We start from the raw sequence: 6,339 nt of genomic DNA on the forward strand, positions 1-6,339 counted from the left end.
GCCGCCCGCCCGGGCGGACCCGGGCGGCTCGTGCCCCCCGCACCGGACGACCGTCACCAGGACGGCCACGATCATGGCCGTCCTGGCGAGGCGGTAGGCGCGGGTCCGGTACCAGGGCCTGCGTCTGCGCCTACGCGGCACCATGCGAGCGTCGGCGCAGCAGCCGGAAGTACACGGCTCCGCTGACCACGACCAGGCCGACGGCCGCGGCCGCGCTCAGCGGGGTGTACGCCTGCACGGTGTCGACGAGGCCGCCGCCGCCGGCGTGGACGCCGCCCTTCGGGGCCTCGCCGCCGCCCTCGGAGCGCTCGCCGCCCTGGCCGCCGGCCTGGTCGGGCCGACCGCCCTGACCGCCGGCCTGGTCGGGCCGACCGCCCTGGCCGCCGTCACCGCCGGGGCCGCTCATCCCCGCCGCCTGACGGCCGTCCTCCCCGATCGGGCGGTTCGGGTCCTGGTTGCCCTCGCGCCGGTCCTCGTGGCAGCTGACCTTGAAGATCTTCACCTTGGGCGACGGGACCGGGGCGGCGCCCCCGACGGGCGTGATCGTCCACTCCAGCGTGTACGACCCCTCGGCCAGCCCCAGCGTGTCGGTGTGCCCGGCTCCCTGGGTCAGCTCGATGCTGCCGGTCACGGTGGCGCTGGTGGGCGCCGGGGGCCGCGCCTTGATGGTGTAGGCGACGGTCGGCAGCTCGCCGAAGTTCGCGGCGTCGAGGTAGAACCTGCAGACCACCGGGTCGTCCTTCGAGACACCGAAGGGCACCTGCTCACGGTGGATCCTGATGTCGGCACCGTCGCCGGGTGCGGCCAGGGCGGTCGGCGTCGCGATCCAGGTGGCCCCGGCCGCGGTGAGTACGGTGAGGGCCGCGGCGCCGAGGCGGGTGCCGACGGTGGGCGGGGGCAGCAAGGTGGGCATGGACGTTCCTCCGAGTCAGACGATTTTCACACAAATCGCGCTTTCATCTGACTCTCTTTCACATCGGCCGCCCCCGGTACGGCAGTGCCATCCGACGCGCCGTCAGATGTCGCTCGACCGGCGCAACCTGTCCTTTCCACGGCCGCCGACCGGAACCGGACCGGCCGGCGGAGCGGCTCCCGGGGCCGCCGGGGCGCGCGACGCGCCGCCGGCCGAGAGCAGCAGCAGGGCGCCTAGCATCACGAACGGCGCGGCCACGCCCGTGACGCCCGCGACCAGTCCGGCCGCCGCCGGGGCCGCGGCCTGGCCCAGCCGGTTGCCGGTCAGCCGCAGCGCGAGGGCCGTGGACCGGGCGCCCTCCGGGGCCGCCTGGACGACCGTCGTCATCGACAGCGGCTGACCGACACCGAGACAGAAGCCGAGCGCGGCGAGCATCAGGGCGAGCGCCCACACCGGCACCGGCACGGCGATCCCGGCGCACAGCACGGCCGCCAGCGCACAGGTCACGGTGAGCAGCGGGGTGCGGCCGAGCCGCAGCAGGGGGGTCAGCACCAGACGGCAGGCGATGGTCGCCGCCGCGCGCAGGCTGAGCAGCAGGCCGACCACAGGCGGCGCGATGCCCCGGTGGTCGCCGACCACCGGCAGGTAGGCGGTGAGGACGTCGGTGGCGGAGAGCACCGAGAGGCTGACCAGGATGCCCGCGGGCACCCCCCGGGCGCGCAGGATGCGGCCGACCGGGACGGGCGCGCCGAGTCCGGCGGACGACGTGGCCGCCGTAGGGCGTTCGATGCGCCACAGCGAGGTGAACGCGACCGTCGCGACCGCGCCCGCGGCGAACAGGGCGAGGGCGCTGGTGCCGGCCCGGTCGGGGCCGCCGATCAGGGCACCCGCGGCGATCGGGCCGACGAGCTGGCCGAGCGAGGCGCCGATGGTGAAGTGGCCGAAGTTGCGGTCCTGTTCGTGCGGGGCGGACTGGCGGGCGACGAGCGACTGCGCGCCGATCACGAAGCACAGATGCCCGAGGCCCATCACCCCGCTCCACACCGCCATGGTCCACAGGGAGCCGGCGGCACCGCTGAGCGCGCAGCCGCCGGCGATGAGGAGCACACCGAAGGGCAGCAGCGGCGCGCAGCGGCCGTGGTCGGTGCGGCGGCCGAGGGGGACGGCGGCGAACAGCGGGAGCAGGGCGTACACCCCCGCGATCACCCCGACCGCGCGCTCGTCCGCGCCCAGCGCGAGGGCCCGGTAGGAGACGGCGGGCCGGGCCATCGACACCGCCCCCTGCGCGAAGCCGAAGGCGAGGACGAGGCGGAGCAGCCAGCCGCGGTTCCCACCGGGCACCATGGTCAAGTCCTTTGTACGAGAGTGTCCGTGACGTCGCGTCAGATGATGCCGAAGAGGATCCCGGCGCCCAGGATCACCGCCGAGGTCAGCGCGGCCCACTTCACCACGAACCGCGTGTGGTCGCCGAACTCGACCTTGGCCATGCCGACCAGGACGTACACGGCCGGGACGAGCGGGCTGGACATGTGCAGCGGCTGGCCGACGAGCGAGGCGCGGGCGATCTCCAGGGAGGAGACGCCGTGGGCCTGGCAGGCCTCGGCGAGCACCGGCAGGACGCCGAAGTAGAAGCCGTCGTTGGACATGAAGTACGTGAGCGGGATGCTGAGGACGCCGGTGACGAAGGCCATGTGCGGGCCCATGCCGTCGGGGATGTTGCCGACCAGCCAGGTGGCCATGTGGTCGACCATGCCGGTGCCGGTGAGCACGCCGGTGAAGACGGCGGCGGCGAAGACCATGCCGGCGACGTTCAGCACGTTCTCGGCGTGCGCGCCGATACGGGCCTTCTGGTCGGGCATGTGCGGGAAGTTGACGGTGAGGGCGAGCGCGGCGCCGAGCAGGAACAGCACCGGGATCGGCAGCCACTCCATGATCATGGCGGTCAGCAGGACGACGGTGAGCAGCGCGTTGAACCAGTACAGCCTGGGGCGCAGGGTGGCACGGTGCGGGTCCAGGCCCCGGAAGCCGTCGTCCTCGTCTTCTTCGGAGTCCTTCGGCGCGTCCGCGCCGATTCCGGAGCCCGTGCCGGCGGTGCGCACGGGGGTCGCGCCGGTGCCGGGGCCCGAACCGCCGGCACCCACCAGCACCGTCTCGGTCTCCTTCTCCTCGACCAGCACCTCGTCCAGCGTCAGCACGCCGAGCCGGCCGCGCTCGCGGCGGCCGAGGACGTACGCCAGGACGAGGACGCCCAGCAGACCGACCGCCAGGGCCGGGATCATCGGGACGAAGATGTCGCCGGCGTCCAGCTTCAGGGCGGTGGCGGCGCGGGCGGTGGGGCCGCCCCACGGCAGCGTGTTCATCACGCCGTTGGCCATGGCGGCGACGCCGGTCATCACGACCAGGCTCATCTTCAGGCGCTTGTACAGCGGGTACATCGCCGAGACCGTGATCATGAAGGTGGTGGAGCCGTCGCCGTCCAGCGAGACGATCGCGGCGAGCAGGGCCGTGCCGACCACGATGCGCAGCGGGTCCGCCCGGCAGAACCTCAGAATGCCGCGGACGATCGGGTCGAAGAGGCCGACGTCGATCATCACGCCGAAGTAGACGATCGCGAACATCAGCATCGCCGCCGTGGGCGCGAGGTTGGTGACGCCGTCGATGACGTAGTCACCGAGCTTGGCGCCCTTCCCGACGGCGACACAGAACAGTGCCGGGATCAGCACGAGCGCCGCGATCGGCGACATCTTCTTCAGCATGATCAGGACCAGGAAGGTCGCGATCATGGCGAAGCCGAGGATGGTCAGCATGAGTGGATACCTAACGTTCGCCCTTGAACTCCCACCAGGGCCGGCGGTGGCGTTGACGTTAGGTCTGTTCGTTCGGCGTTAACAAGACGTTGACCTGCGAGCAATAAGCGCAAAATCGCAGGTCACGGCTTTGCACTGGTCAGGGCGTGGGCCCGGTGGGGCTCATTCCGGTCACGGGGCGACCGCCGTGACCTCGATCGGTACGCCGTTGAGCACCGCGTTGCCCGACAGCGGATCGAGCAGGCTGCCGTCCAGGAGCTGGTTGACGTTGACGCCGGGATCGGCCGCCGCGTGGCTCATCCGGGTGCCGGGGCGGTCGTGGCCCCAGCCGTGCGGCAGGCTCACCACACCCCGGCGCACGCTGTCGGTCACCTCGGCGGGGGCGGTCACCTCTCCCCCGGCGCCCTTCACCCGCACCGGCGCCCCGTCGCGCACGCCCAGCCGCTCGGCGTCCTCGGGGTGGATGTGCACGGTGCAGCGGTTCGTTCCGCCGGTCAGGGCGGGCACGTTGTGCATCCAGCTGTTGTTGGACCGCAGATGGCGGCGGCCGACGAGGACGAGCCCGTCGGGGAGTTCGCGCAGGGCCCGGCGCAGACGCGGCAGGTCGTCCGCGATCGGCCGCGGCAGCAGCTCCACCTGGCCGCTGGTCGTCTTCAGCGGCTGCGGCAGACGCTTCTGGAGGGGGCCGAGGTCGATGCCGTGCGGGTGGGCCAGCACCTTCTCCAGGCTCAGCCCGTCCGGGTGCCGGCCGAAGCCGTCGCCGTAGGGGCCGAGGCGCAGCATCAGGTCCAGCCGGCGCTCCGGGCCGCTGACGCCGCTCAGCAGGCCGGCCAGCTCGCGCGGGTCGCGGCCGTGCACGGGAGAATGCGCCTCCTTGACCGCCTTGCCGAGGGTCTGGTCGATCACCAGGGTGTCGACGGCCGCCGGGTCGGCGCCGTGCATGCCGGTCGCGGCCAGGGTCAGCCGGGCCAGGATCTCGGTCTCCGGCATACGGCCGGGTTCCAGCGGGACGGCGGGGCGGGTGTAGCGGACCTGGTTGCGGACGGCGAGGGTGTTGAAGGCGAAGTCGTGGTGCGCGCTCTGCGAGGGCGGGGGCGGCGGCAGTACGACGTGGGCGTGGCGCGAGGTCTCGTTGAGGTAGGGGTCGACGCTGACCATGAAGTCGAGCGAGTCGAGCGCCTTGTCGAGGCGGTCGCCGTCGGGGGCGGACAGCACGGGGTTGGCGGCGACGGCGATGAGGGCCCGCACCGGCTCGCCATGCGGGGTGGCGGTGTCGATCTCCTCGGCGAGCGCGGACAGCGGCAACTCGCCCTTCGCCTCGGGGTGTTCACTCACCCGCGAGTGCCAGCGGCCGAGCGCGAACCCGTGACCGGGCCCGGCCGGGCGGGGCGTCCGGTCGGTGGCGGCCTGCGGGAAGAGGGCGCCGCCGGGGCGGTCGAGGTTGCCGGTGAGGATGTTCAGGACGTCGACCAGCCAGCTGGCCAGGGTGCCGTGCGGGACCGTGCAGCTTCCGATCCGGCCGTACACGGCGGCGGTGGGCGCGGCGGCCAGTTCCCGGGCGAGGGCGCGCGTCTCGGCGGCGTCCACGTCGCAGGCGGCGGCGACCGCCTCGGGCGTGAACTCGGCGACGGCCTCGCGGAGTTCGGTGAGCCCCTGGACGTGCGGGGCCAGTTCGCCGAGGTCGGCGAGGTCCTCGGCGAACAGCACGTGGGCCATCGCCGCGAGCAGCAGGGCGTCGGTGCCGGGCCGGATCGCGATGTGCCGGTCGGCGAGCTTCGCGGTGCGGGTGCGGCGCGGGTCGATGACGGTGAGGGTGCCGCCGCGTGCCTTGAGCGCCTTGAGCTTGCCGGGGAAGTCGGGGGCGGTGCACAGACTCCCGTTGGACTCCAGGGGGTTGGCGCCGATCAGCAGGAGGTGGTCGGTGCGGTCGAGGTCCGGGACGGGGATCAGGTTGGCGTCGCCGAAGAGGAGCCCGCTGGAGACGTGCTTGGGCATCTGGTCGACGGTGGAGGCGGTGAAGACGGAGCGGGTGCCGAGTCCCGCGAGCAGGAGGGGCGGGTAGAGGGCGCCTGCCATGGTGTGCACGTTGGGGTTGCCGAGGACCACGCCGACGGAGTTCGGGCCGTAACGCTCGACGACCGGGCGCAGGCCCGCCGCGACCGCGTCGAACGCCTCCTCCCAGGTGGCCTCGCGCAGTTCGCCGTCCCGGCGCACGAGCGGGGTGCGCAACCGGTCGGGGTCGGCGTCGACGGCTCCGAAGGAGGCGCCCTTGGGGCAGATGAACCCGCGGCTGAACACGTCGTCGCGGTCACCGCGGGCGCCTGTCACCCGGGTCCCCTCAACGGTGAGTGTCAGCCCGCAGGTGGCCTCGCACAAGGGGCAGATTCGCAGGGCGGTGCGGGACACGGGTCCTCCCGGGGAGCGGCGGCGGTGACGCAGGGACTGACGCCGAGCATACCGACCGGTATGAACGGTGGGGAGCCCCTGCCGGGAGCGGCTCGTGAAATTCCGGCGGGGCGGGCGGGGCGAACCCTCGATGGTTCTGCCTCGCGTACCGGAGCGGCACCGCCCGCTTCCGTTGGGGTGAAGAACGCGATGACTCGCTGCGCTCCCCGCTTC

Annotated in this window: 4 protein-coding genes; all 4 read right to left on the reverse strand. The window is 73.1% G+C overall.

The genetic code is table 11. From position 1 onward, the window contains the following. Positions 1-130: 130 nt before the first annotated feature. Entirely contained in the window at positions 131-913 is a 783-nt protein-coding gene (locus tag ABZT03_RS42555; protein ID WP_356049478.1) for a hypothetical protein, read from the reverse strand. Between the two features lie 102 nt (positions 914-1,015). After that, positions 1,016-2,257, reverse strand: coding sequence for an MFS transporter (locus ABZT03_RS42560; protein WP_356049480.1), 1,242 nt, complete (start codon positions 2,255-2,257; stop codon positions 1,016-1,018). Positions 2,258-2,295: 38 nt separating this feature from the next. Further along, entirely contained in the window at positions 2,296-3,720 is a 1,425-nt protein-coding gene (locus ABZT03_RS42565; RefSeq protein WP_356049482.1) for a citrate:proton symporter, read from the reverse strand. Between the two features lie 171 nt (positions 3,721-3,891). Continuing rightward, positions 3,892-6,126 (reverse strand): molybdopterin oxidoreductase family protein, encoded by a 2,235-nt coding sequence (locus tag ABZT03_RS42570; RefSeq protein ID WP_356049484.1) that lies wholly within the window; start codon positions 6,124-6,126, stop codon positions 3,892-3,894. Positions 6,127-6,339 lie beyond the last annotated feature (213 nt).

It is taken from the genome of Streptomyces sp. NPDC005574 (assembly GCF_040605435.1).
Lineage (GTDB): Bacteria > Actinomycetota > Actinomycetes > Streptomycetales > Streptomycetaceae > Streptomyces.